The 20942-nt window shown below is 72.3% G+C and carries 23 protein-coding genes; 11 read left to right on the top strand and 12 right to left on the bottom strand.

Translation table 11 applies throughout. The annotated features are described in order from the left end of the window. Positions 1-254: 254 nt before the first annotated feature. From ABZU46_RS24005 to ABZU46_RS23995, 3 genes are all read left to right on the top strand, one after another. A complete protein-coding gene (locus ABZU46_RS24005) occupies positions 255-824 on the top strand; it encodes a sigma-70 family RNA polymerase sigma factor (protein ID WP_354861215.1) in 570 nt (189 codons plus the stop codon). A gap of 18 nt (positions 825-842) precedes the next feature. Then, positions 843-1808: a CU044_5270 family protein gene (locus ABZU46_RS24000; protein ID WP_354861213.1), complete on the top strand. Its 966-nt coding sequence runs from the start codon at positions 843-845 to the stop codon at positions 1806-1808. Positions 1809-1893: 85 nt separating this feature from the next. Continuing rightward, positions 1894-2829, top strand: coding sequence for a DUF2332 domain-containing protein (locus ABZU46_RS23995; RefSeq protein ID WP_354861212.1), 936 nt, complete (start codon positions 1894-1896; stop codon positions 2827-2829). 24 nt (positions 2830-2853) lie between these two features. Here the strand turns inward: ABZU46_RS23995 and ABZU46_RS23990 are convergent, their stop codons facing one another. From ABZU46_RS23990 to ABZU46_RS23980, 3 genes are read right to left on the bottom strand one after another with little or no spacing between them, the layout of a single operon-like run. Continuing rightward, the gene (locus ABZU46_RS23990) at positions 2854-3789 is read right to left on the bottom strand and encodes a MerR family transcriptional regulator (RefSeq protein WP_354861210.1); all 936 of its coding nucleotides are present in this window, start codon (positions 3787-3789) and stop codon (positions 2854-2856) included. Positions 3790-3835: 46 nt separating this feature from the next. Further along, positions 3836-4675 (bottom strand): alpha/beta hydrolase, encoded by an 840-nt coding sequence (locus ABZU46_RS23985; RefSeq protein ID WP_354861207.1) that lies wholly within the window; start codon positions 4673-4675, stop codon positions 3836-3838. 11 nt (positions 4676-4686) lie between these two features. After that, positions 4687-5973 (bottom strand): MFS transporter, encoded by a 1287-nt coding sequence (locus ABZU46_RS23980; RefSeq protein ID WP_354861205.1) that lies wholly within the window; start codon positions 5971-5973, stop codon positions 4687-4689. A 145-nt stretch (positions 5974-6118) separates the two neighbouring features. Between ABZU46_RS23980 and ABZU46_RS23975 the strand changes: the two genes are divergently transcribed. Next, the gene (locus tag ABZU46_RS23975) at positions 6119-6373 is read left to right on the top strand and encodes a DUF5522 domain-containing protein (RefSeq protein WP_354861203.1); all 255 of its coding nucleotides are present in this window, start codon (positions 6119-6121) and stop codon (positions 6371-6373) included. 99 nt (positions 6374-6472) lie between these two features. Beyond that, positions 6473-7021 (top strand): hypothetical protein, encoded by a 549-nt coding sequence (locus ABZU46_RS23970; protein WP_354861202.1) that lies wholly within the window; start codon positions 6473-6475, stop codon positions 7019-7021. Positions 7022-7034: 13 nt separating this feature from the next. Here the strand turns inward: ABZU46_RS23970 and ABZU46_RS23965 are convergent, their stop codons facing one another. After that, complete coding sequence (locus ABZU46_RS23965) at positions 7035-7724, bottom strand: metal-dependent transcriptional regulator (RefSeq protein ID WP_354861200.1); 690 nt, start codon at positions 7722-7724, stop codon at positions 7035-7037. A gap of 174 nt (positions 7725-7898) precedes the next feature. Here ABZU46_RS23965 and ABZU46_RS23960 point away from each other — a divergent pair, with 174 nt between their 5' ends. The 3 genes from ABZU46_RS23960 to ABZU46_RS23950 are packed head-to-tail and all read left to right on the top strand — an operon-like array spanning position 7899 to position 12560. Next, positions 7899-8759 carry a sulfurtransferase gene (locus ABZU46_RS23960; RefSeq protein ID WP_354861198.1) on the top strand — a complete coding sequence of 287 codons (861 nt, stop codon included), beginning with the start codon at positions 7899-7901 and terminating at the stop codon, positions 8757-8759. A 48-nt stretch (positions 8760-8807) separates the two neighbouring features. Then, the gene (locus ABZU46_RS23955) at positions 8808-9989 is read left to right on the top strand and encodes an acetoin utilization protein AcuC (protein WP_354861197.1); all 1182 of its coding nucleotides are present in this window, start codon (positions 8808-8810) and stop codon (positions 9987-9989) included. Between the two features lie 15 nt (positions 9990-10004). Continuing rightward, positions 10005-12560 carry a GNAT family N-acetyltransferase gene (locus tag ABZU46_RS23950; RefSeq protein WP_354861196.1) on the top strand — a complete coding sequence of 852 codons (2556 nt, stop codon included), beginning with the start codon at positions 10005-10007 and terminating at the stop codon, positions 12558-12560. A gap of 11 nt (positions 12561-12571) precedes the next feature. Here ABZU46_RS23950 and ABZU46_RS23945 read toward each other — a convergent pair whose 3' ends face one another. Together ABZU46_RS23945 and sigB are read right to left on the bottom strand one after the other, a co-directional pair. Beyond that, the gene (locus tag ABZU46_RS23945) at positions 12572-12979 is read right to left on the bottom strand and encodes a VOC family protein (protein WP_354861194.1); all 408 of its coding nucleotides are present in this window, start codon (positions 12977-12979) and stop codon (positions 12572-12574) included. 107 nt (positions 12980-13086) lie between these two features. Next, positions 13087-14103, bottom strand: coding sequence for an RNA polymerase sigma factor SigB (gene sigB, locus ABZU46_RS23940; protein ID WP_354861192.1), 1017 nt, complete (start codon positions 14101-14103; stop codon positions 13087-13089). Between the two features lie 232 nt (positions 14104-14335). Here sigB and ABZU46_RS23935 point away from each other — a divergent pair, with 232 nt between their 5' ends. Then, a complete protein-coding gene (locus tag ABZU46_RS23935; protein WP_354861219.1) occupies positions 14336-15124 on the top strand; it encodes a sporulation protein in 789 nt (262 codons plus the stop codon). Positions 15125-15215: 91 nt separating this feature from the next. Here the strand turns inward: ABZU46_RS23935 and dtd are convergent, their stop codons facing one another. The 4 genes from dtd to ABZU46_RS23915 form a co-directional block, all read right to left on the bottom strand. Next, positions 15216-15638, bottom strand: coding sequence for a D-aminoacyl-tRNA deacylase (gene dtd, locus ABZU46_RS23930; RefSeq protein WP_354861190.1), 423 nt, complete (start codon positions 15636-15638; stop codon positions 15216-15218). A gap of 28 nt (positions 15639-15666) precedes the next feature. Further along, positions 15667-17151, bottom strand: a complete 1485-nt coding sequence (locus ABZU46_RS23925; protein ID WP_354861188.1) for a methyltransferase — start codon at positions 17149-17151, stop codon at positions 15667-15669. A gap of 230 nt (positions 17152-17381) precedes the next feature. Further along, entirely contained in the window at positions 17382-18446 is a 1065-nt protein-coding gene (locus ABZU46_RS23920) for a macro domain-containing protein (protein WP_354861186.1), read from the bottom strand. Between the two features lie 5 nt (positions 18447-18451). Then, positions 18452-19108 carry a DUF4433 domain-containing protein gene (locus tag ABZU46_RS23915; protein ID WP_354861185.1) on the bottom strand — a complete coding sequence of 219 codons (657 nt, stop codon included), beginning with the start codon at positions 19106-19108 and terminating at the stop codon, positions 18452-18454. Positions 19109-19267: 159 nt separating this feature from the next. On the opposite strand from ABZU46_RS23915, the gene ABZU46_RS23910 reads away from it, so the two are divergent. After that, entirely contained in the window at positions 19268-19843 is a 576-nt protein-coding gene (locus ABZU46_RS23910) for an HhH-GPD-type base excision DNA repair protein (RefSeq protein ID WP_354861183.1), read from the top strand. A 3-nt stretch (positions 19844-19846) separates the two neighbouring features. Here ABZU46_RS23910 and ABZU46_RS23905 read toward each other — a convergent pair whose 3' ends face one another. Continuing rightward, entirely contained in the window at positions 19847-20158 is a 312-nt protein-coding gene (locus tag ABZU46_RS23905) for a hypothetical protein (RefSeq protein ID WP_354861218.1), read from the bottom strand. Between the two features lie 13 nt (positions 20159-20171). After that, the gene (locus ABZU46_RS23900; RefSeq protein ID WP_354861181.1) at positions 20172-20459 is read right to left on the bottom strand and encodes a hypothetical protein; all 288 of its coding nucleotides are present in this window, start codon (positions 20457-20459) and stop codon (positions 20172-20174) included. A 104-nt stretch (positions 20460-20563) separates the two neighbouring features. Between ABZU46_RS23900 and ABZU46_RS23895 the strand changes: the two genes are divergently transcribed. Then, positions 20564-20923, top strand: coding sequence for a DUF3099 domain-containing protein (locus ABZU46_RS23895; RefSeq protein ID WP_354861180.1), 360 nt, complete (start codon positions 20564-20566; stop codon positions 20921-20923). Positions 20924-20942 lie beyond the last annotated feature (19 nt).

Raw genomic sequence — 20942 nt, 5'->3', positions numbered from 1 at the left:
GCCGCGGCGGCGGCACTGCTCGGGTAGGTCCGCCGGCTGACTCGTTCAGCAATCCTGGTGAGTCACGCCGACCATGGCACTGGCGGACACGTCTGTACCCACGTCCCGCAGCTGGAGGAGATCTCCCGGCGGCGAAGGGAGGCCCCCGGATCAACCGACGATGAGCTGCCTCGACCTACGTGCCGGATGGCTCGGTAACACCCGCGCTCCGTCTGACGAAGAAGGGGTGTAGCGGCTACGAGAGAGGACGGCCTGTGAATGAGCCTGGCGGAGCGGAGGGTGACATCTCCGGCATCGGGGCCGATCCGGTGGCCTTCGCGGCCTTCTACCGGCGGCACCTGGAGGCGGTGGGTCGGTTCGTGGCGCGGCGGGTCGACGACCCACACCTCGCTGCCGACCTGACCGCCGACGTGTTCCTGGCGGTGATCGAATCGGCGGCCGGCTACCGGCCGGACCGGGGCAGCCAGATCGGCTGGCTGTTCGGGGTGGCCCGCAACGTCATCGGCGACGAGCGACGTCGGGCGGCCCAACGGCTGCGGGTGACGGGCCGACTGGCGGGACGACGGGACCTGGGCCCCGATGACATCGCCCGCATCGAGGAGCGGATCGACGCCGAGTCGGCGGCCCGCCGCACCTATCGAGCATTGAGCGAGCTACCCGAGGGCACCCGCACGCTTGTCGAACTCGTCGCCGTGGACGGCCTCACCGTCGCCGAGGCGGCGACCGTGCTCGGGATGTCGCCGGTCGCCGCTCGGGTCCGCCTGCATCGTGCCCGTCGCGTCGTCCGCGCCGTGCTCGCCCACCCGGCCGCCACCCTCGCCTGAGATGAGACGGAGCTGACGATGAACACGACTGAACGGTCGCCGCAGGGTTTCGAGGAGCAGCTTCTCAGGGACCTGAGCGCACACGTTGCCCAACGGGCCGAGCTGGCGTCGGCGGGCCGTCCGGCCGGGCGCCGTACCCCGTTCCTGCGCGGTTGGCGTCTCGCCGGAGCGGTCGGGATGGCGGTGACGCTGACCGCCGGTGCGCTGGCGGTCCAGACCATGAAGATGGGCGATCAGTCGCCGCCCACGGCCACCGCGTCGGAGGTCTTCCACCTGGCGGCCGACGTCGCCCGGCAGCAGCCGGAGCTCACCGCCCGCCCCGACCAGTACGTCTTCACGGAGTCCCTGGCGACGATACGGGAGCTGCCGAACAGCGGTCCGTACCGGACGATTCGGAACCAACTGTGGCAGTCGGCCGGTGGCGTCGCCTATACGCAGGCACGGTATCGACCGGAGACCGATCCGAACGGGTGGAGCCAACTGAAGGTGCTCCGCATCGACGATCCCGCCGATCCCGACAACGAGCTCGACGCGTTCCAGCCGCCCGCGTACCACGGCGACCTACCCACCGATCCGGACGAGCTGCTGCGCTACCTTCGGGCGCACCCGGTCGACCTGCATCTACCCGAAGGCGCCGATGAGGAGGCCGTCTACGGGGACGAGAGCATGGCGTACACCACCGCGTGGTCGATGCTCGACGGATACGTGCCACCCCGAGCGCTCGCGGCGCTGTTCGAACTGCTGGCACGGCAACCCGGAGCGGTCGTCATCTCGGGTGACGTGGTGGACGCCGCCGGCCGCCATGGGGTGGCGATTCGGATGCCCGGGGTGATCGGTGGAAACCTGGACCTCATCTTCGATCGGGACTCCCATGTCTACCTCGGCACCCGCAACTCCGTGGTGCGTGACGGCAAGGAATCCCTGTACAACGCTGTCGCGCTACTGCGCATCGCCATCGTCGACCGACCGGGCCAGCTGCCCTGAGCGGTGCCGGGCTCGAGAAGGCCGGTGGGTCAGCGCACAGGCACGGGGGCTGACCCACCGAGGAATGGGCTGCGACGATGAGGGCATGACAACCGCAGAGGCGTACGTCGAGTTCGCGCGCCGCGAGGCGCACGGGGTCTCACCGACGTACGAGCGACTGTCCGACGCCGTCGCCCACGACGACGACCTGCTCGCCCTCCTCGACGCGCTTCCGCCGGCCAAGCGACAGCCGAATCTGCTGTTCGGCGTCGTCCGCTGGCTCGGTGGCCCGGTCGACGACCCGGGCGCGTTCCACGACTACACGCTCACCCACTGGCCGGCGATCGAGGCGCAGATGCGTGCGCGCGCCACCCAGACGAACGAGGCCGGCCGCTGCGCCGTCCTGCTGCCGGTGCTCGCCGCGCTGCCGCAGCCCCTGGCCCTGCTGGAGGTCGGCGCGTCCGCCGGGCTCTGCCTCTACCCCGACCGGTACGCCTACCGCTACGGGGAGCACCGGATCGGGTCCGGCGAGCCGGTCCTGGAGTGCGCGGCCAGCGGATTCGTGCCGCCTGAGCGCGTACCCCAGGTGGTGTGGCGGGCCGGCCTGGACCTGAACCCGCTCGACGTGACCGACGCGGACGCGGTGTCGTGGTTGGACGCCCTGATCTGGCCGGAGCACGCGCACCGGCGGGCCCGTCTGCGCGCCGCCGCGGCGGTCGCTGCGGCCGATCCGCCATTGCTGATCCGCGGCGACCTGGTGGACGACCTGCCGGCGCTGGCCGCGCGGGCCCCGGCCGGCGCGACGCTTGTCATCTTCCACACCTCGGTGCTCTACCAGGTGCCCGTCGCCCGTCGGGAGGCGTTCGTCCGGCTGGTGCGTGAGCTGCCGGGGCACTGGATCGCCAACGAGGCCCCGGAGGTGCTGCCCTACGACGGGCTGCCCGACTCGCCGGACGCGGCGCTGCACAACGTCCTCGCGCTGGACGGCAAGCCGCTGGCCTGGGCCCGGGGGCACGGCCAGGCGCTGACCTGGTTCGCCTGACGTTCCGACGCCGACCCGGCCGGTTCAGCGGTTCCGCGCGGGCGTCCGGGCGCGCAGGGCACGGATGAACCAGTCCGCCGCCGGCGCGACCGCGCCACCGCCCGACCAGCCGTTGATCACCGACAGCAGGTCGAGGTAACGGTCCCGGCGAGGGTCATTGGCCAGCACCAGGCGGTCGAGCAACCGCTGGCGCAGGTCGGCGTCGTCGGGGAGGCCGTGCAGGCGGGCGTACCGGTCGGTGACCGCCGCGACCACCGGCTCGGCCTCGGGTCCGGCCGGATCGAGACCGGTGGCCAGGGCGTTGGCCACCCCGTCCCGGACCATGGCGACGGCGTCCGGGCGGGGCAGCCCGGGCACGTCGTTGTCGGCGGCGTGCTGGCGAGCGAGCCGCCGCATGCTCGCCCGGAAGGCAGGGTCCCGGCACAGGTCGGCCAACTCCACCCACGCCTGCACCTGCTCGGCGGTGGGGTCGTCGGGCAGGTCCGGCGTCATCGAGACGAGCACGCCCGGGTACGTCGGCGGGTCGCCGGTGAAGACGCTGTCCAGGAAGTCGTCCACCAGTTGCCCCCGTTCGTGGGCGGTGAGCTGGGCCAACCGGTGCAGGTCGTCCACCTCGGACGGGCCCGCCTCCCGCCTCGCCGCGACGGTCAGCACGGCCTGGCGCAGCCGCAGCACCCGGATCTGCACCGCCAGCGCCTCGGCGTGCGCGGCGGCCACCTCGTGCAGGGGCACCTCGCGGTCCACCACCCGACGGATGGAGGCCAGTTCGACGCCCAGGTCGCGCAGCGTCCGGACCAGTTCCAGTCGCGCGACGGCCTCCGGGCCGTACTGGCGGTAGCCGGCCGGGCTCCGGTCGGTCGGCGGCACGATCCCGCTGTCGGCGTAGTACCGGATGGTCTTGACGCTCAGCCCGGTGCGTCGGGCCAGGTCGCCGATCGTGTACCGCTCGTCACCGCTCATGCCCCCACCCTCGCGTCTCCCCCCGGTGGAGACTCAAGCCACCGCATCAGCGCAGGAACGCCGAGACGGTGGCGGTGAACCGGTCGGCGTCGTCCAGCCACGGGTAGTGCCCCGCGCCGGGCTGTACGACCAGCTCGGCGCCGGGCATCAGCTCCGCGAGCTGGGCAACCAGGCCCGGCGGGGCACCGAGATCCAGCTCACCGGCGAGCAGCAGCACCGGGCGTGGGTGGGCGGCGAGCGCGGCGCGGGTGGCCGGCGGGTCGAAAGCGCCGTCGGCGCCGAACATCCGGGCGGCCTCCTGGTTGCGCTGGGCGGCCTCGACCGCCTGGTGCGCGCGGGCCGCCGTGTCCCACCGGCCGTAGAAGAACGGCGCGATCGCCTGCCAGGCGTCGCCGGTGGCCCGTCCGGTCACCATGGACTCCAGCGCCGAGGCGGCCTCCGGGTACCACCGCTCATCGGCGCGGGCCCGGGTGACCTCCTGGCGCAGAGCGGCGGTCGCCTCCAGCCCCACGGCCCGGGTGCTCGGCGTGATCAGCGCGAGCCGGCCCACGCGGTCGGGGTGTCGGGCCGCGTACTGCAGCGCCACGTTCGCGCCGGCGGAGTGCCCGAGCAGGTCCAGCCGGGCGAGCCCCAGGTGCACGCGTAGCGCCTCGACGTCGGCGACCAGGCGGTCGCACCGGTACGAGGAGGCGTCCGACGGCACCGCCGACCGGCCGGTGCCGCGCAGGTCCAGCCGAACCAGGCTCCGATGCGAGGACAGGCCGCCCAGGTCACCGAGGTACGCCGAGTCGCGCATCGGCCCGCCCGGCAGGCAGATCAGCGGGTCGCCCCCGCCGAGACTCCGATACGCGAGCGTGGTGCCGTCCCAGGCGGCGAAGGTGGGCATGCCCCACCCTCTCAGACGCCGACGTCCGCCGGCGTGTCCCGCATCCGGCGCAGCGGCGAGCAGACCACGAACAGGCAGGCCGCCCAGGTGCCCAGCACGCACACCCAGAGCGCGCCGCGCAGCCCCAGCGTGGTGCCGAGCGCGCCGCCGGTCAGCGCGCCCAGCGGGATCACCCCGAAGCAGATCCAGAGGAACGCCGCGTTGACCCGGCCGAGGATCGCCGGCGGGGTGATCCGCTGCCGGTACGACATCGACGCCACGTTGAACAGCACCGCGTTGGCCGAGAACGCGGCCAGCCCGACACCGTAGAGCAGCAGTCCCCAGCCGGGTCGGGCCAACGGCATCAGCAGATAGAACGGGCCCGGCGCGGTCATCGCCACCCAGATCACCCGGGCCGAGCCGAGCCACGCCGACAGCCGGGCGGCCAGCACCCCCACCACCAGCCCGCCGACGGCGCTGACGGAGAAGACCAGACCCACCTGCACCGGCGCGGCGTGCAGCTCCCGCACCAGGAAGGTCACCTCGATCGAGGCGGACGCCATCACCCAGAAGTTCGACCACGTCGTACAGGCCAGGATGCTGACCAGGATCGGCTGCCGCCGGATGAAGCCGAGCCCGTCGGTCAACTCCACCCGCAGGGGTACGCGGGGAGCCGGCTCGCGGCGTACCGGTGGCTGCCGGATCAGGATCAGCGTCAGCGCGCTGACCAGGAAGGCGAACCCGTTGGCCAGGAAGGTGCGGGCGGCGCCGACCAGCCCGATCAACGCGCCGCTGACCGTCGGGCCGACCAGTTCGGCGGCGTCCTGGCTGATGGTCAACTTGGCGTTGCCGTCCACCAGCAGGTCCGCCGGCACCAGCCGGGGCAGCAGAGTCTTGTACGCCACGGTGAACAGCACGGTGAGCACGCCACCGAGCCCGACCACCGCGTACAGGAAGGGCAGGGTGAGGTGGCCGACCAGCGCGGCCACCGGCAGGGACAGCAGGAGCGCGGCCCGACCCAGGTCGCACGCGATCATCAGCCGCCGCTGGTCGAGCCGGTCGGCGACGATGCCCGCCGGCAGCGAGAACAGCAGGTACGGCAGCCAGGCCAGGACGGTCAGCAGGGAGACCTGGAACACGCTGGCGTGCAGGGTGTCGGCGGCGAGCAGCGGCACTGCGACATTGGCGATCCGCGTGCCCAGCTCGCTGACCGTCTGACCGCCCCAGAGCAGCAGGAAGTTCCGGCTGCGCCACAGCGACGGGGTCGCCCCCGCCTCGACCGCCTCGACAGCCGGGGACCGCTGCACCTGCTGACTCACCGTCGCCGCTGCCTGTCCGTGCGGGTAGGCGCCGCCGGCCGGCGGCCCGCGGACTCTACCGAGGCGCCACCCCACCCGGCACCGCAATTCCGCCCGCCCGGCACGGCTGGGCCACCGCCGACGGGTCCTCCCTAGACTGCTGCGGGTGAGCGGAGAGCGACGACCCCTGGCGGATCGACCGCTCGCCGAGCCGCACCCGTCCCGGCTGCCGTCCGAGCACCCCGAGCGGGCCCGGATCCTCGCCGCGCACGCCGCCGCGCTGGCCGCCGGTGAAGCCGGTTACCCCGACCCGGCGACGGGGCTCTTCGTGCTCAGCGCCGGCTTCCTCGCCCGCCGCGGCACGTGCTGCGGCCGGGGCTGCCGGCACTGCCCGTACGTGGACGATCCACCGTCGGAATAGGCGTGCACGAGGACTTCCGCCCGACCCGCACACCCCGTACGGTGTCCGACGGACATCCGGCGGGGCCCCCTCCGCCGTCGGTCGGCGAGAGGGTGGAGCGTGCGCGGGCGGATCGTGGTCGCCGGGCTGGCGGGCCTGCTGCTGAGCGGCTGTGCCGCCGAGGCCGAGCCGGTGGCGGTGCCGCCGCAGGCGCCGGTCGCCTTGGACGTGTCGGCGGCCTCCTCAGGGGGTGCCTGCCGGCTGTTGGACTTCGCGGTGATCGAGCAGCTCGTCAAGGTGCGCTTCGACGTGGCGGCGGCCAGCGAGCGGGGTGACACGCACACGTGCGTGGTCCGGGCCGAGCGCGCGGCGCTGCCGGAGCTGATGCTCAGTGTGTCCGAGACCACCATCGACAAGACGACCTTCGGCGCGGACGTGATGCCCGACAAGGCGGCGAAGGTGACCGGGCTGGGTCAGCAGGCGTACCGGCGTACCACCGCCGCGACCGGCGGGCACGGCCCGGTCGCCGAGGTCGGCTGGCTGGGCACCGACGGGCGCCTGGCCACGCTGACCTGGACGGGCGCCCGTGCCGCCGACCGCGCGGCCGCCGACAAGCTGGCCGGAGACCTGGTCGGGCTGGCCAAGAAGGTGGACACGCGGGCGCTGTGACGCCCGAGGTCGGTTAGCTGGCCGCGACGAAGACCCGGGAGGCGACCTCGCGGGGGAGCCGCACCCGGTCGCCGGAGCGGTCGATCGACACCCCGTCGCGCTCCTGCGCCACGGTCACCGTGGCACCCGGGTCGACGCCGGCAGCGTGCAGCTGGCGCAGCACGTCGGCGTCGGTCTGCACGCTTTCGCAGATCCGGCGGACCACGACCGGCCCGGACAGCCCGGGGAAGGCCAGGTTGCGCTCGCCCTCGCCGGCCTCGCTGGCCTGGGCCTCGGGGGAGCCCAGCTCCTCCAGACCCGGGATCGGGTTGCCGTACGGCGAGCGAGTCGGCCGGTTGAGCAGGTCGTACACCCGCTTCTCGACGGCGTCGCTCATCACGTGCTCCCAGCGGCAGGCCTCCTCGTGGGCCTCCTCGTAGGGCATCCCGATGACGTTGACCAGCAGCAACTCGGCGAGGCGGTGCTTGCGCATCACGGAGACGGCGCTGCCCCGGCCGAGCGCGGTGAGCGTCAGGTGCCGGTCGCCCTCCACGGTGAGCAGGCCGTCGCGCTCCATCCGGGCCACGGTCTGGCTGACGGTGGGGCCGCTCTGCTTGAGGCGCTCGGCGATCCGGGCGCGCAGCGGCGGCACCCCCTCCTCTTCCAGCTCGAGGATGGTGCGCAGGTACATCTCGGTCGTGTCCACTAGATCATGGCTCTTCACTTTCGCCCCCTTTGTCCGAAGGTAGCGAAGGTAGCTTCGCGATCAGTGGTGTCGACCAGATCGTGAGACTTCATAAGGTAAGCGGCCCTCCGATGCTCGATGCTACCCCGCCGCGCGGCGAGCGACCGCCGCCGAATCGCGTGGTGGTGATCCGGATGGTGTTGGATGGTCGCCATGTCCGGTACCGAGGAGTTGCTTGTCGAGGTCGATCAGCTCGCCGCCGAACTCGACCACGCCGACCCGCCCACCCTGCTCGACGTCCGCTGGCGGCTCACCGGCCCGCCCGGCCACGACGACTACCTGGCCGGTCACCTGCCCGGCGCGGTCTTCGTCGATTTGGACACCGCGCTGTGCGGGCCGCCCGGGGTCGGCGGCCGGCACCCGCTGCCCGATCCGGGCGCGCTACAGGCCGCGCTGCGGGCCGCCGGCGTCCGCGCCGGTCACCCCGTGGTGGTGTACGACGGCGGTGACGGCCTGGCCGCCGCGCGCGCCTGGTGGACGTTGCGCTGGGCCGGGCACCGGCCGGTGCGCCTGCTGCACGGTGGCTTCCCGGCCTGGGTCGCCGCCGGACGACGGGTCTCCACCACCGCGCCCGCCCCGGCCGACGGCGACGTCGAGGTGCGCCCCGGTGATCTTCCGGTGCTGGATGCCGGGCAGGCCGCCGCGCTGGCTGCCGCCGACGACGCCGTGCTGCTCGACGTGCGCGCGGCGCCCCGCTACGCCGGCGAGGTCGAGCCGATCGACCCGGTCGCCGGTCACGTGCCCGGCGCGGCCAACCTGCCCGCCGGCGAGTACGTGGGCGCAGACGGGCGCTTCCCGGCCGCCGACGTGCTGCGCGAGCGGTTCGCCGCGGTCGGCGCGACCGGGGCGCGGACGGTCGGGGCGTACTGCGGCTCCGGGGTGACCGCCGCGCAGGCGGTCCTCGCGCTGCACCTGGCCGGCCGCACGGACGCCGCGCTCTACGTGGGTTCGTGGAGCAACTGGGTCGCCGACCCGGCCCGGCCGGTCGCCTCCGGGCCGACACCCGGCCGCTGACCAGCGCGTGCGGTGGGCCGACGACGGTCCTCGTGCGACGATGAGGTCATGTCCGACGACACGGTAGTGGTGTGGGACCCCTCGCTGCTCGCCTACGACATGGGTGACCATCCGCTCGACCCGGTCCGGGTGGAGCTGACCGTCGCGCTCGCCCGGGAGCTGGGCATCCTGGATCGTCCCGGGGTGCGCGTGGTCAAGCCGGAGCCCGCCGACGACGCCCTGCTCACCCGCGTGCACCACCCGGCCTACCTGGCTGCGGTGCGGGCCGCGCCGCGTGACCCGCTGTTCGCCGGGTACGGGCTGGGCACCTCCGACAATCCGGTCTTCGAGGGGATGCACGAGTCCAGCGCGTTGATCGCCGGCGCGACCGTGGCCGCGGCCGAGGCGGTCTGGCGCGGTGACGCCCGCCGGGCCGTGAACGTGGCCGGTGGGCTGCACCACGCGATTCCCGCCCGCGCGTCCGGCTTCTGCGTCTACAACGACCCGGCGGTGGCCATCGCCCGCCTGCTGGATCTGGGCGCCGAGCGCATCGCGTACGTCGACGTGGACGTGCACCACGGCGACGGGGTGCAGCAGATCTTCTGGGACGACCCCCGGGTGCTCACGGTCAGCCTGCACGAGACGCCGCTCGCGCTCTTTCCGGGCACCGGCTTCCCGGACGAGACCGGCGGGCCGGGCGCGCAGGGCAGCGCGGTGAACATGCCGCTGCCGCCCGGCGTCGACGACACCGGCTGGCAGCGGGCGTTCCACGCGATCGTGCCGTCGGTGCTGCGCGCGTTCCGGCCGCAGGTGCTGGTGAGCCAGTGCGGCGCGGACGGGCACCGACTGGATCCGCTGGCCGACCTGAACCTCACGGTGGACGGGCAGCGCGCGACCTACCTGGCGTTGCGGGCGCTCGCCGACGAGCTGTGCGAGGGCCGCTGGGTGGCCACCGGCGGCGGCGGGTACGCGCTGGTCGAGGTCGTGCCCCGAGCCTGGAGCCACCTGTTGGCCGTGGCGACCGGTGACCCGATCGACCCGGCGACGCTCACCCCGCCGGGCTGGCGTGAGCTGGCCGCGGCCCGTCGGCCGGGCCGGGAGATTCCGCTGCGGATGACCGACGACGCGGACCCGTCGTACGAGCCGTGGCAGCCGACGGGCGAGCCGAACGCGGTGGACCGGGCGATCGCGGCGACTCGCAAGACCGTCTTCCCGCTGCTCGGGCTCGACCCGTACGACCCGCGGGACTGAGCCGGGCCGTTTCCTGTGACGACCGTGGACCAGCCGGTGGACGTGCTGCTCAGCGACGGCAGCACCGTCCAGTTGCGACCGATCAGGCCGGACGACGCGCCGGCGATCGTGGCCATGCACAGCCGGTTCTCCGAGCGCACCCGCTACCTGCGCTACTTCTCGCCGTACCCGCGCATCCCGGAGCGGGATCTGATCCGGTTCGTCACGGTCGACCACCACGACCGGGAGGCGTTCGTGGTGCTGGCCGGGGACCGGCTCGTCGCCGTCGGCCGGTACGAGCGGCTCGGCCCGCAGGCGCCGGAGGCGGAGGTCGCCTTCGTGGTCGAGGACGCCTTCCAGGGCCGGGGCATCGGCCCGGTGCTGATGGAGCACCTGGCCGACGCCGCGCGGCGCAACGGCATCCTGAGCTTCGTCGCCGAGGTGCTGCCGGCCAACGGAACGATGCTGCGGGTCTTCTCCGACTTCGGCTACCAGGTGCAGCGCGCGTACGCCGACGGGGTGGTGCACCTGAGCTTCCCGATCGCCCCGACGGAGGCGACCCTGGAGGTGCAGCGCGGCCGGGAGCACCGCACCGAGGCCCGCTCGATCGCCCGGCTGCTCGCCCCGCGAGGCATCGCCGTCTACGGCGCGAGCGCCACCGGCCAGGGCGTCGGCGCGGCCGTGCTCGGGCACCTGCGCGACGGCGGGTTCACCGGCGCGGTGGTGCCGGTGCACCCGAGCGCGTCGACGGTGGCGGGGCTGCCCGCGTACCCCTCGGCGGTCGACGCCGGGGTCGCGGTGGACCTGGCGGTGGTGGCGGTCCCGCCGGAGGCGGCGACCGCGGTGGTCGCGGACGCGGCCGCCGCCGGGGTGCACGGCCTGGTCGTGATCTCGGCCGGCTTCGCCGAGGCCGGCCCGGAGGGCGCGGCCAGGCAACGTGCGCTGGTCCGCGCGGCGCACGCCGCCGGGATGCGCGTGGTGGGCCCGAACTGCCTGGGCGTGGCCAACACCGACCCGACGGTACGCCTCAACGCCACCCTCGCCCCGGCGCTGCCGCCGGCCGGTCGGGTCGGCATCTTCAGCCAGTCCGGCGCGTTCGGGGTGGCGCTGCTCGCCGAGGCGGACCGGCGTGGCCTCGGGCTGTCCAGCTTCGTGTCGGCCGGCAATCGGGCCGACGTGTCGGGCAACGACCTGCTGCAGTACTGGCAGGACGACCCGGGCACCGACGTGATCATGTTGTATCTGGAGACGTTCGGCAATCCGCGCAAGTTCGCCCGGCTGGCCCGGCGGATCGGCCGGGCGAAACCGGTCGTGGCGCTTGCCTCGCCGGCCCGCCCGGCCGGTGTGGGCGACACCGCCGGCCCGGACGAGGTGGCGGTGGCCGCGCTGTTCGCCCAGTCCGGGGTGATCCGGGTGGACACCGTGCCGGAGCTGCTCGACGTGGGGGTGTTGCTGGCCAACCAGCCGCTGCCGGCCGGCGGCCGGGTCGGCGTGGTCGGCAACTCGTCGGCGCTGACCGGCCTGGCCGCCACGGCCTGTGTCGGGCAGGGCTTGACCGTCGCCGAGGGCTACCCGCGCGACGTCGCGCCGAGCGCCGGCGCCGACGAGTTCGCCGCCGCCCTCGCCGAGACGGCCGCCGACGACCGGGTGGACGCGCTCGTCGTGGTCTTCGCCCCGCCCCTGCCCGGTCAACGCACCGAGGTGGACGCCGATGTCACCGCCGCGCTGCCGGCCGCCCTCGCCCTGGGCAAGCCGACCGTGGCGACGTTCCTGGTCGGTCGATTGCCGGCCGGGGTGCCGGCGTACGCCGGCGTGGAGGAGGCCGTCCGGGCGCTCGCCCGGGTACACCGGTACGCCGAGTGGCTGCGCCGCCCACCCGGGGTCGCGCCCGAGCTGCCCGGGATCGACCGGGACGCCGCAGCGGCCGCGCTGCGCGGCGACGGCACCGACGCGGAGGCGCTGCTGGCCGCGTACGGCATCGAGACCGTCGCGTCGGTGCCCGTGGACTCGGTCGACGCGGCGGTCGACGCGGCGGCGCGGGTGGGTTACCCGGTGGCGCTCAAGGCCGCCGCCGCGGGGCTGCGACACCGGCTCGACCTGGGCGCGGTCCGCCTCGATCTGCCCGACGAGGCGAGCGTCCGCCGCGCGTACGCCGACATGGCCGCCGGCTTCGGCGCGGACGTGCTGGTGCAGCCGATGGTCCCGCCCGGTGTGGCCTGCGTGGTGGAGCTGGTGGAAGATCCGGCGTTCGGGCCGGTGGTCGGCTTCGGCCTCGGCGGGGTCGCCACCGAGCTGCTGGGCGATCGGGCCTGGCGGGCGGTGCCGCTGACCCACACCGACGCCGCCGAGCTGGTCGACGAACCCCGGGCGGCACCGCTGTTGCGGGGGCACCGGGGCGCCGCGCCGGTGGACCGGGCGGCGCTGGCCGACCTGCTGCTGCGGGTCGGTCAGCTGGCCGACGAGCAGCCCCGCGTGCGCTCGGTGACCCTCAACCCGGTGCTCGCCCGCCCGGACGGCATCTCGGTCCTGCACGCCCAGGTGCGGGTGGGCGGGGTGGCCGCCCGCCCGGACACCGGCCCCCGGCGCCTCTGACCGCGGCTTGCTCAGGCGCGGCTGGAGATCTGCTGGACGCCCCAGGTGTTGCCGTCCGGGTCGGCGAAGAAGATGAAGCCGACGTTGTCCAGCGGGTCCGGCACCGGGCTCGGGTTCTGGCCCACCACCTGGATGTCGCTGACCTCCACGCCACGGGCGACCAGCTCCGCGTGGGCCCGCTTCAGGTCGGGCACCACCAGTTGCAGGCCCTTGAGCGAACCCGGCGGCATCTCCGGGACGACGCCCTTGCCGATCACGATCGAGCAGCCCGAGCCGGGCGGGGTCAACTGCACGATGCGGGCGTCGTCGCTGATCACCGTGTCGTGGTCGACGGCGAAGCCGAGCTGGTCGGCATAGAACGTCTTCGCCCGGTCCAGATCGGAGACCGGCACGATCACCACTTCCAACGTCCAGTTCATGGCACTCTCCTCGCTCGTCGCGGAGCCGGTCGGCGCCACAGTCAAGCACCCCGACAGCAGGAAAGGTCCCGGCGAACCGCCGGGACCTTCCCTGCTCATCCGGTGCGTCAGCAGGCGTACGCCTCCAGGCGCTGCGCCCGCTCCGGAGCGCGCAGCTTCAGCAACGTCACCTTCTCGATCTGCCGGATGCGCTCGCGGGACAGGCCGAACTCGCGGCCGACCTCGTCCAGGGTGCGCTGCCGACCGTCGTCCAGCCCGAACCGGAGCCGGATGACCGCCTGCTCCCGCTGCGACAGCGTGGCCAGCACGATGCTCACCTCGTTGCGCAGTTCGCCCTGCGCGGCACCCTCGCCCGGGTCGGTGCGCGGGTCCACCGAGGCCACGAAGTCACCGAGCGCGCTCTCGCCGTCGTCGCCGACGGCCTGGTCCAGGCTGACCGGCTCGCGGTCGTACGAGATCAGCTCGATGACCTGGAACTCGGGGATGTCCAGGGCCCGGGCGACCTCGGCGACTCCTGGCTCGCGACCCAGCGTCACCGCCAGTTCCCGGCGGGCCCGGACCATCCGGTTGACCTGCTCGACCATGTGCACGGGAATGCGGATGGTGCGGGCCTGGTCGGCCATGGCACGGGTGATCGCCTGCCGGATCCACCAGGTGGCGTACGTGGAGAACTTGTAACCCTTGGCGTAGTCGAACTTCTCCACCGCCCGGATGAGGCCGAGGTTGCCCTCCTGGATCAGGTCGAGGAAGGCCATCCCGCGTCCGGTGTAGCGCTTGGCGATGCTGACCACCAGCCGCAGGTTCGCCTCCAACAGGTGGTTCTTGGCGGCGCGGCCCTCGACGACGATCAGCTCCAGGTCGGCCCGCAGCTCCTCGGAGACCGGGGTGCAGGTGGCGAGCTTCTCGTCGGCGAACAGGCCGGCCTCGATCCGCCGGGCCAGGTCGACCTCCTGCGCCGCGGTCAGCAGCTTCGTCCGGCCGATCCCGTTCAGGTACGCCCGGACCAGGTCGGTGGAGATGCCGCGCTCGTCGGTGGCGTCCAGGTCGGCGAGGGCCTCGGCGGCCCCGTTGGTCTCGGTGCTGGTGGCCGGGCGCGTCCGGTGTTCCGTCATCTGCAGGACCATCTCTGTTTCTCCCCGTGTCCACGTCTGTGCCGTGTCTCCGGCCCAGTGGTGCCGGTGTGACACACAGCTTGGCGGGCAGGGCGTGAAACGGGAGTGAGGCGATCGGGCACCCGACAGGAATCCGGCCGGATCGTTGCCGCGGTGTGTCATCCCGGCGGTTGCGTGCCCGGCCCGGCTACGTTGCGGACGGTCGGCCGCCCCGGGTCGGCGTGGTCCGACGATGGAGGACGGTGTGGTCTTCAAGCGGCTCATGAAGGCGATGGGGGTCGGCGGCCCCTCGGTCGAGACGGTGCTCGCCAACCCGAACTGCCGCCCCGGCGGGCAGTTGGAGGGCCACGTCCAGGTGCTCGGCGGCGACCATCAGGTCGACATCGACGACGTCACGCTCGGCCTGGTCACCCGGGTCGAGGTGGAGAGCGGCGGCAACGACTACGACACCACCCAGGAGTTCCACCGTCAGCGGGTCACCGGTGCGTTCCGGCTGGAGCCGGGGCAGCGCCACGATCTCCCGTTCCGCTTCGACGTGCCCTGGGAGACACCCGTCACCGAGCTGTACGGGCAGCATCTGCACGGCATGACGATGGGGCTGCGGACCGAGCTGGAGGTCGCCCGCGCCGTCGACACGGGTGACCTGGACGCCGTGTCGGTGCACCCGCTGCCCGCCCAGGAGCGGCTGCTGGAGGCGCTGCTGCGGCTGGGCTTCCGGTTCGCGCGCGCCGACGTGGAGCGTGGACACCTCTACGGCGTACGGCAGACGTTGCCCTTCTACCAGGAGATCGAGTGCAGCCCGGCACCGCAGTACGCCCGCTCGATCAACCAGTTGGAGGTCACCTTCATCGCCGACGCGCGACAGATGCAGGTGGTGCTGGAGGTCGACAAACGCGGCGGAGTCTTCACCGAGGGCCGGGACGCCTTCGGCCGGTTCACGGTCGAGCACGCCACCGCCGACAACACCGACTGGACCGCCGAACTGGACACCTGGCTCCGCCAGTCCCTGTCCCGCCGAGGCCTCTTCTCCTAACCCCCGGCTGCCCCGGTGATCAAGAGCTTTGCGTCACCTTGGGGCCGGATTCTGACGCAAACCTCTTGATCACCGGGAAGAGGGGCGGGGGTTAGAGGTCTAGGAGGAGGGTTTGGGGGCCTATGTTGAGGCTTTCCACCAGCATGTGGGCTCGGAAGCGGCCCGTTTCGACCTTGGCGCCTCGTTCGCGTAGGGCGTCGACCACCGCTGTCACCAGGGGTTCGGCGACCTCGGCGGGGGCTGCCGCCGTCCAGCTTGGACGGCGGCCCTTGCGGGCGTCGCCGTAGAGGGTGAACTGGCTGACCAGCAGGATCGGCGCGCCGGTGTCGGCGGCGGACCGTTCACCGTCCAGGATGCGCAGCTCGTGCACCTTGCGCGCCATGGTCTGAGCGGTCTGCGCGGTGTCGGTGTGGGTCACTCCGAGCAGCACCAGCAGGCCGTTCTCGATCGCGCCGACCACCTCGCCGTCGACGGTCACGCTGGCCCGCCCGACGGTCTGCACCACCGCCCGCATCAGCGTGCCACCGCGCACATCGCTGGCATCACGTGGTCACCGGTTCGATGAAGCCGCGCTCCACCAGGTGCGCGACGATCGGGCCGGCGGCCTCGGCCATCTCCGCGGGTTCGACGTCGTGGGCCGCCGCGAGCAGGGCGAGCTGGTCGCGCAGCGGCAGCCGGCCGTCGGCCCCACCGACCAGTGCCAGCACCAGCGGGTCGATCTCCTCGGTCCAGCGCAGGCCGTGCGGCATCGCGAGCACCTGCCGGTCCACCGCCCAGCCCTCGTCGCCCATGGTGGCCTCCTGACGCAGCTGGAGGCCGTCGGTGGCCCGGTAGCGCTCGGCGAGCAGCGCTTCGGTGTCGCGTACCCGCAGGAAGTCCTGGCGGTCGAACCAGGCGCCGATCTGGTCGCCCAGCGGCGGCTGGACCCGCTGACGCAGGTCCTCCACGCGGACCACCGGGTCGGCGTGCCCACCCTGGCGCAGAGACACGATGCCGAAGCCGATCGCCTCGATCTTGTGCGCGTCGAACCAGTCCAGCCAGACGGCCGCCCGCTGCGGGTCGGCGCCCTCGCCGACGTCGGTGAGCCACAGGTCGACGTACGCCATCGGGTCGGCCACCTCGCGCTGGATCACCCAGGCGTCCAGGCCGGTGCCGGCGAACCAGCCGGCCACCCGCTCGTCCCACTCCTCGCCGGCGACGTGCACCCAGTTCGCCAGGTACTGCATGGTGCCGCCCTCGGTGAGCAGGCCGGGGGCGGCGGAGGCCAGTTCGGCGGCGATCGCGTCACCCACCCGGCCCGAGTCGCGGTAGACGTGCGTGGTGGTGCCCGGACCGACCACGAACGGTGGGTTGCTCACCACCAGGTCGAAGCGACGGCCGGCCACCGGGGCGACCAGGTCACCCCGCAGCAGCTCCCAGTCCTGGCCGTTGAGAGCGGCGGTGGTCGCGGCGAAGCGCAGAGCCCGCTCGGAGAGGTCCGTGGCGGTCACCGTGTCGGCGTGGGTGGCCAGGTGCAGGGCCTGGACGCCGGAGCCGGTGCCCAGGTCCAGCGCGCTGCCCACCCGCCGGCGCACGGTCGCGCCGATCAGGGTCTGGGTGGCGCCGCCGATGCCCAGCACGTGCTCGGCGTGCAGCGGACGACCCGGCCGGGCGCTGGCCGGCACGTCGGCGAGCACCCACCAGTCGTCGCCGTACGGCTCCAGGTCGACGCCGGCACGCAGACCGCCGCCGTACCGCTCGACCAGCCCGCCCGCCAGCGCCTCCGCAAGGCGCAGCGGCGCCAGCGCGGCAGCCACCGCGGCCTCCGGCTCGGTCTGGTCGCAGATGAACACCCGGATCAGGGTGCCGAGCGGGTCGCCGTCCTCGGTGGCGCGCAGCGCGGCCCGGTAGTCGTTGCGGGAGACCGCAGCGGTGGCCTGCGCGCCCAGCCGCTCGGCGATGCCGTGGCTGGTGAACCCCGTTCGGGTCAGCGCGGTCCGCAGCGCGTCGACGCCGGCGGGGGAGAGCAGCATGTCGTGTTCGTCCACGCCCTCATCCTGCCTTTCGCCCCGCCCCGCGTCGGCAGCACCCGCCGGACGACTGCCGGAGCGTCGGTGTCCGCCCGAATCGGCGCGCCAGGCAAGATGGCAGGTATGACGCTCGTGCTGCCCATCGATCCGGAGGCCAACCGGCTGCTGGAGCGCAGTCCGCTGGCCCTGCTCATCGGCATGACCCTGGACCAGAGCCTGCCCTGCCCATAGGAAGTGACTCGTTCCTGTCAGGCTGGCAGAAGCTCATGCTCCTGGAGCCGGGCTGCGGCCACCCGTACGTGCTTGTCGGTGAACATGCGTGCCTTGCGCAGACTCCAAGACGCCACTCGATCGGCCAATTCGGCCGGTTCGGCTGTCGGAGGCGCCTGAATAGAGGCGAAGTGCACCGTGGCGAGTAGTTCGAGACTGTAAGGCGTTTCGAAGCTGTCGACCAGCTCAAGCAGCTCGTTGACGCGGCGGACGATCTCATCTTCGCCTCGTAGCGCAGTTTCGGCTGCCTCAACGCTCTGCGGAAGGGGGTTGATCGGCGCGAACTGAGTGACCGGTGCAGACCGGTCCCCTATGCCTGACAGGTAGTGGCCTTCAAGGCTGTCCAGCACGTGGCCAAGGGTCGGCGCGTAGGGCCCGTAGGTTCCCCGGTTGAACGCCAACTTCAGCGGTGTGCCTAGAACCTGGAGGAAGTAGGCGAGCTTCTGGATCTCCAACTCGCTGATCCCCTCCCGAACCTCCTGAAGCCGAGCACGGTCGAGATATCGGGCGATGGCGATCAGTAGTACGGCGCGGAGGGGGGTCAGGGCGGGGACTGGCGTTGCGTTCGGCATGGCGGCAGGCGCTGGAGCTCCTTCCGGAGCGAAGACCACGACGCGTACGTTAGGCATACGAGCGGCTGCCTGCTCAATCAACGGACGAACGTCGCTCCACCGCAAACCACCGTTGCCGCAGCCTAGGGCGGGTATGGCGACGGAAGTGATACCTCGCTCGTTGACCACTTCTACCAGCGAGCGGAGGCCAGCAGCGATGTCCTCTAGATGCGACCTGCCCCGCCAGTGTCCCTTGGTTGGAAAGTTCAAGATGTATCGCCGGTGGCCGAGTATGGCGTTGTCGAACGTCCAGACCTCGCCCAAGCGAACCTCACCCCTTGCGCAGGCAGCTCGGTAGGCGCGGAAGTTTGCCGGGAATGCCCGTTTGAACTGCAGAGCGATGCCCTTGCCCATTACACCCACCGTGTTGACCGTGTTGACGAGAGCGTCGACCTCAGCGGTGAGCAGGTTGCCGTGGCCATCTTCGATCATGCTTCTCACCTCCTTCCGTACCCGTAGTACCACTTGGGCCTGACGATAACGCGCTCCGTGAGTGGATGCCCTGCTAGGAGCGCCAGCGCCCGCGACCGGTGATGATCATCGTGAACACCAACCCACTTGATCAGCCGCGTATCCAACTCCTGATGAACGAGGAATTCCGCCTGTCGCCTGCGTTGGCGGTCCATGTCTTCGGCGGTGTTGTTCCATCGCTCGGCTGTCATGAGCGGCCAGTCGACCATCTCGTTCAGCGCCCGGAGGTCGGCCGTGAACTCCGTGGTAGCGGTGGCGGCGTTGCCGTCGGTCCCGACCCATCCTGATGCGCCATCGACCGCAGATCCGACGGTAGTCAAGAGGTAGACCAGCGGCCGATCGCCCCCGGGATAGCAATTCGGCTTGCTGTCCCGGTGATCGCAGGCGATTCGGTACATCATGGGCGATCTGGGAGCAAAGTAGAACGGGACGTAGTCACCCACCTGTCCACCTGGCCCGGCGAGCACTGGTCGTCGTCGGCGAGACTCCTTGATTGCCCGGTCGCCGACCTCGGTGCGGGTCAGACCCTCGCGTGCAGTGATGTCGCACGCGACCCGGCCTGAACTGAAGATTGCTTCGATGTTGTCCACGTGCGTGAAGTGATAGATCCATCGGTCTCTCACGCTGACCCCGTCAGACACGTCGAGCCGTCACTTGGTTCGCCATCATGGCAGCTCGACTCCTGCGCGTCTGTTCACACCAGCCCGCAGACCCTATCGAACCTCGTTCCGATTGCTACCTACCCAACCGGCAGTACCGATCGGGTGCGGCATCATCAGAGCATGGCGCTGTCTCTTCCCATCGATCCGGAGGCCAACCGGCTGCTGGAGCGCAGTCCGCTGGCCCTGCTCATCGGCATGACCCTGGATCAGCAGGTGCCGATGGAGAAGGCGTTCTCCTCGCCGTACGTGCTCGCCCAGCGCCTCGGCCACGACCTGGACGCGGCGGAGCTGGCCGGCTACGACCCGCAAGCCCTGGTCGCGCTCTTCGCCCAGCCGCCCGCGCTGCACCGGTTTCCCAAGGCGATGGCGGCCCGGGTGCAGGAGGTCTGCCAGGTGCTCGTGGAACGCTACGACGGTGACGCGGCGCTGCTCTGGGCCGACGTCGCCGACGGGCCGGAGCTGCTGCGGCGGGTCGCCGGGCTGCCCGGCTTCGGCAAGCAGAAGGCGCAGATCTTCGTGGCCCTGCTCGGCAAGCGGTTCGGGGTGACCCCGCAGGACTGGCGGGAGGCGGCCGGTGGGTACGGCGATCCCGGCGCGTACCGGTCGGTGGCGGACGTCACCGACGCCGATTCGCTGCGCCGGGTGCGGGAGTACAAGCAGCAGATGAAGGCGGCGGCGAAGGCTGCGGGGGGCTGACGCTCAGGCGGCGGTCGGGTGGGCCAGCGACGCCAGCGCCCGCCGGACGTCGGCGAGGGAGACGGTGGCGGAGTCGTCCAGGTCGGCCAGGCCGGCCTCGATCCACTGCCGCATCAGGGTGGTGACCCCGATGCCCCGGGCGTCGGCGGCGGTGCGGACCCGCTCGTAGGTCTCCAGCGGCAGCCGCACCGATCGGCTCACCATCGGCACGTCGGTGTCGGGGGTGGGCAGGTCCACCGCCGGGCTGTCGTCGATCAGGTCGGCGAGCCGGTCGTCGCCGCTGTGGAACTGCTTGGTCGCGTCGTTACGGTGCATCGTCACGGCCTCCTCATCGGCGATCTCTCCGCACGGCCTCGTCGTAGCGCTTCGACTCGACGTCGCTCAGCTCGCGGGCGGAGAGGATGTCCCAGTCGTTGTCGGTGCCGTCGGCCTCGGCGAGCAGCACCGCCAGGCGGCGGCCCCGCCGGGCGGCGGCGTAGACCACCATCACGTCGTCGCCCAGGTGGCGGATGACCCGCCGAGGGCTGTGCAGCGCCTCCCAGACTTCCCCGGGAGTGACGTCGTAGACCCTCAGGTTGGCCAACGCCTCATCGGTGAAGCTGAACCTGCTGCCCACATCGCGCAGCGTACCACGCGCGTAACACGTACCGGGCTGGGTCAATTTTCGCTGATCACGCTTCGGTGGTGACAGGATGGGGCGTAATCCCTTCGAGGAGGTCCATGGTGAAGCGTCAGGCGTACCAGCCGATACTGATCACCGATGCCTCGCGCAGCCAGAATGATCAGCTCACCAGCCGTCAACGCCGCTACGTCCTCATGATGGGCATCCGGGTGGCCTGCATCATCGCGGGCGCGATCCTGGTCGGCGCGAACGCCCCACTGCTCTGGGTCTGGCTGCCGCTGTGCGCCCTCGGCATGGTGCTCATTCCGTGGCTGGCCGTGCTGCTGGCCAACGACCGGCCGCCGAAGGAGGAGCACCGGCTGGCCAATCGGTTCCATCCCCGGCGGCAGGACGAGGCGCCGCCGATGAGTCTCACCGCCGACGAGCGCCCGCACAAGGTCATCGACGTCGAGCCCTGACCCGCGAGCGGGCCAGGGC

The organism is Micromonospora sp. NPDC005197 (assembly GCF_040608295.1).
Taxonomy (GTDB): domain Bacteria; phylum Actinomycetota; class Actinomycetes; order Mycobacteriales; family Micromonosporaceae; genus Micromonospora.
The sequence above is the reverse complement of the archived record's forward strand: the minus strand, read 5'-3'. Positions and strand labels throughout refer to the sequence as shown.

Excerpts from the sequence above, each read along its gene's own strand:
- ABZU46_RS24000 (WP_354861213.1), top strand. The coding sequence starts at position 843 with ATGAACACGACTGAACGGTCGCCGCAGGGTTTCGAGGAGCAGCTTCTC.
- ABZU46_RS23995 (WP_354861212.1), top strand. The coding sequence starts at position 1,894 with ATGACAACCGCAGAGGCGTACGTCGAGTTCGCGCGCCGCGAGGCGCAC.
- ABZU46_RS23990 (WP_354861210.1), bottom strand. The coding sequence starts at position 3,789 with ATGAGCGGTGACGAGCGGTACACGATCGGCGACCTGGCCCGACGCACC.
- ABZU46_RS23985 (WP_354861207.1), bottom strand. The coding sequence starts at position 4,675 with ATGCCCACCTTCGCCGCCTGGGACGGCACCACGCTCGCGTATCGGAGT.
- ABZU46_RS23960 (WP_354861198.1), top strand. The coding sequence starts at position 7,899 with ATGTCCGGTACCGAGGAGTTGCTTGTCGAGGTCGATCAGCTCGCCGCC.
- ABZU46_RS23955 (WP_354861197.1), top strand. The coding sequence starts at position 8,808 with ATGTCCGACGACACGGTAGTGGTGTGGGACCCCTCGCTGCTCGCCTAC.
- ABZU46_RS23945 (WP_354861194.1), bottom strand. The coding sequence starts at position 12,979 with ATGAACTGGACGTTGGAAGTGGTGATCGTGCCGGTCTCCGATCTGGAC.
- sigB (WP_354861192.1), bottom strand. The coding sequence starts at position 14,103 with ATGGTCCTGCAGATGACGGAACACCGGACGCGCCCGGCCACCAGCACC.
- dtd (WP_354861190.1), bottom strand. The coding sequence starts at position 15,638 with ATGCGGGCGGTGGTGCAGACCGTCGGGCGGGCCAGCGTGACCGTCGAC.
- ABZU46_RS23920 (WP_354861186.1), bottom strand. The coding sequence starts at position 18,446 with ATGATCGAAGATGGCCACGGCAACCTGCTCACCGCTGAGGTCGACGCT.
- ABZU46_RS23910 (WP_354861183.1), top strand. The coding sequence starts at position 19,268 with ATGGCGCTGTCTCTTCCCATCGATCCGGAGGCCAACCGGCTGCTGGAG.
- ABZU46_RS23905 (WP_354861218.1), bottom strand. The coding sequence starts at position 20,158 with ATGCACCGTAACGACGCGACCAAGCAGTTCCACAGCGGCGACGACCGG.
- ABZU46_RS23895 (WP_354861180.1), top strand. The coding sequence starts at position 20,564 with ATGGTGAAGCGTCAGGCGTACCAGCCGATACTGATCACCGATGCCTCG.